Source organism: Paenibacillus sp. 01T422 (assembly GCF_056398785.1).
The window spans coordinates 1-3,301 of the sequence record NZ_JBFTQB010000750.1 but is presented as its reverse complement, the minus strand read 5'-3'; the positions used below and the strand labels follow the sequence as shown (position 1 = coordinate 3,301).

Below are 3,301 nucleotides of genomic sequence, written 5' to 3'. Positions count from 1 at the left end.
GCGCGTTATTCTGTTAAATACAGAAGTTCAAGAGTTATTCTATCAGGTGGGTGGCAGCGCTGTTGGATTGGCGACTGCTCCGGGCATTCCTGTTCCAGAGAAGGCCAAGGATGTTGCACAGGTCGGTACAATAAACCAAGTTAGCTTGGAAAAATTAATGAGCCTAAAACCTGATCTGGTTATAGGTCAATCGTTGTTCCATACTTCCTTGAAAGAATCATTAGGTTCTTCCAAAGTACCCTTGGCCTTAATCGATATCAAGAGCTACGAGGATATAAAAGCTGCTGCAGAGCTATTTGGAAAAATAGCCGGGAAAGAAGCAGAGACTAAAGCTGCGCTTGATCAAACGGAGAACAAAATGCAAACGGTTATAAGCAAACTTCCACAACAAAGCCCCAAGTTTGCAATGATCACCATCATGCCAATGGGGATTAGCGTTCAGAAAAACTCGACGATATCGCTAGACGTTGCAAATCGTTTAAAGTTAAAAAATGTTGCTGAATCCCTCCCATCAGGTATGATGCCAAGTTCTGCACCTTACAGCTTGGAAAAACTTGTTGAGTTGGATCCGGACTTTTTATTCTTCATCGTGCATGGCACAGAAGACTACGGTAAAGAGAAGCTCAAATCTGACATAGAGAGTAATCCCGCCTGGAAGACCTTGAGAGCAGTCAAAGAAAATAAAATCTATTTTCTTCCATCTTCGCTTTTTGTGACTAATCCTGGATTTAACTTTGATCAGTCGTTATCCTATCTAGCTAAACTAGTTTATCCGGATATTTATGGCCGTATAGCAAAATGATCAGTTATCAAAAAAACGTCATATGGCGCTCGAGTATGCTTATTGTACTTGCACTCTTCGCTTTGTTAGGTCTTGTTCTGAGTCTTATATGTGGGGCGGTAACTATATCAATACCGGATGTATTACGCTCCTTGTTCGGCGGACAGAGCACTTATCACGAAATAATTTGGAATATTAGATTGCCTAGAACAATCGTTGCCGCTTTAGTTGGTATCAGTCTTTCGCTTTCAGGAGCACTTCTTCAAGGTGTCATGCGTAATTCTATGGCTGACCCACATATCATTGGTGTTTCCTCAGGTGCGGGTTTATTTGGAATCGGTATTCTTATCCTATTTCCAGCCTATGCGTATTTACTTACACCTGTTGCATTTATTGGTGCTATTGGAGCCGCTTTACTTATTTATCTTATGGCTTGGCGCGGCGGAGTAAGCCCACTCAGGGTCATTCTTGCAGGAGTAGCTGTGTCTGCTTTGTTGAATTCAGGGATTTCGGCTTTACTCACATTTTACAGTGATCGAGTAGGAGGAGCGCTTATTTTCATGGTTGGGGGACTTTCAGCAAGGAGCTGGCCACATGTTTATATCCTTCTTCCATACACGATAATTGGGACCTTGCTTGCTTTAATTGGGAGTCAACGATTGAATATTATGGCGCTTGGGGATGCGCAGGCGAGAGGATTAGGTTTACGCGTTGAGTCACACCGCATATACTTTACAGCAATTGCTACACTACTTGCAGCCAGCACCGTTAGTATCGTAGGACTTCTAGGCTTTGTAGGAATGATTGTTCCTYATTCGGCCCGCTTGCTTATCGGCAGCGATTATCGCTGGCTGCTTCCAGCATGTGTATTATTAAGTGTGGGTGTACTTACAATATCTGACACAATTGCTCGTGTCATATTTGCACCGATTGAATTGCCGGTAGGGATTGTAATGGGGGTGCTTGGAGCACCATTTTTCTTATATTTAGTGCGTAAGAAGGTATTATAACGGATGAACTGATGGTCCCTATTCTTAAGTAAAAAGATATTTGAAGTAATACAAAAAACCTCGGAAGCTTGTGAGCATGTGCCGAGGTTTTTATTCATTCTCATTACTTCGATGAATGGTGCGCAGTAAGTGTTTTAGCAATATTAAGCCCATGAAGCCTTCCATCATCGATAAATACTTTATTCGTAATTCCGCCAGTTACCACACCGGCGACATAAACGTTCGGTACATTGGTCTCAAACGTATCCATGTCAAACTTAGGTACCAGCGTTGCAGCATCAAGTTCTATCCCTAATTGCTGTAGCAGAGCAACATCTGGACGATACCCGATTAAAGAGAAAACAAAATCGTTGGGAACCTTGATAAGATCGGCCCCCTGTTTCACATGAACAAATGATTGTTCAATAGCGGTCACCGATGCCTCCGGATAGAATCGGATGCGGTCTTTCTCAATCAGGTTTCGGATGTCGAGTAGGAGTGTCGGTTTAATGCCTTGATAAACGGACGTTCCCCGATGAACCAGTGTTACCTCCGCACCATTTCTATAAAGGTCGATCGCAGCCTCAATCGCCGAATTTTTCCCTCCCGCAACAAGAACGGATCTTCCTGCATACGAGTGACCTTCTGTATAATAATGTTTTACTTTTGGAAGTTGTTCTCCGTCAATACCCAGCAGTCTCGGTTGATCGTAAATACCGGTTGCAAATACAAGTTGGCGTGCTTCATAAACACACTCTTGGCCATGGTGATTGCTGCAATAAACACGAAAATGAGCGAAGTAACGTTCTACTTGTGTAACATGATGATAGGTTAATATGTTCAATTGCTGTCTTAATACAACAGAACGATAATACCTCATCACTTCCAGCCGAGAAGGGCGTTCCTCCTCAGAGAGAAAGGGAATATCAGCAATTTCAAGCCTATCGCTAGTGCTGTAGAAACGCATGTTAACAGGAAAAGAAAGGATGGAATTGACAATAGCACCTTTCTCAAGAATCAAATAATTCATACCTTGCTTTTGCAAGGCGGCTCCTACGGAAAGTCCGCAAGGACCACCTCCGATTACGATGACATCGATCACGAATTTTCACCCCGAAATTTCTGAAATTTGAATAATATCTTAATCTTATCCTACTACTTCTTTGATTATTATTTCCAGTGCCATTCCTCGATGTTATCGGTTACTGGGTCTATATCGCCCCAACTTTATAACCGAAGCTTCAATTGAATTACACCTTTTATGTTCACGTGTGCAGTGACACGATTTTATAAAATAGTAACACATTCTAAGGAGGAAATGAAGATTGTTTTTTAAATTAATTGGGCTTCACATTGGAGATTGAATATGATAAGGTAATTACTACAGCACCATGCACACGTGTGCATAGAAAGAACGTAGGAGGTATTTATGAAATTTTCATTTCGCTGGTTTGGTCCAAATGATTCTGTCTCCCTATCTCATATTCGGCAAATTCCCTCTGTGACAGGTATTGTATCAGCAATTTATGAT

The 3,301-nt window shown here is 41.9% G+C and carries 4 protein-coding genes; 3 read left to right on the top strand and 1 reads right to left on the bottom strand.

The genetic code is table 11. The features are described from left to right. Positions 1–802, top strand: an 802-nt coding sequence (locus AC1DUA_RS30495; RefSeq protein WP_477503313.1) for an ABC transporter substrate-binding protein, incomplete at its 5' end; no start/stop codon positions are given. Further along, complete coding sequence (locus AC1DUA_RS30490) at positions 799–1,791, top strand: FecCD family ABC transporter permease (protein WP_477503312.1); 993 nt, start codon at positions 799–801, stop codon at positions 1,789–1,791. The genes AC1DUA_RS30495 and AC1DUA_RS30490, both read left to right, overlap by 4 nt. Before the next feature lie 103 nt (positions 1,792–1,894). Here the strand turns inward: AC1DUA_RS30490 and AC1DUA_RS30485 are convergent, their stop codons facing one another. Beyond that, the gene (locus tag AC1DUA_RS30485; protein ID WP_477503311.1) at positions 1,895–2,872 is read right to left on the bottom strand and encodes a YpdA family putative bacillithiol disulfide reductase; all 978 of its coding nucleotides are present in this window, start codon (positions 2,870–2,872) and stop codon (positions 1,895–1,897) included. 327 nt (positions 2,873–3,199) lie between these two features. On the opposite strand from AC1DUA_RS30485, the gene AC1DUA_RS30480 reads away from it, so the two are divergent. Then, positions 3,200–3,301, top strand: a 102-nt coding sequence (locus AC1DUA_RS30480) for a mannonate dehydratase (protein WP_477503314.1), incomplete at its 3' end; no start/stop codon positions are given.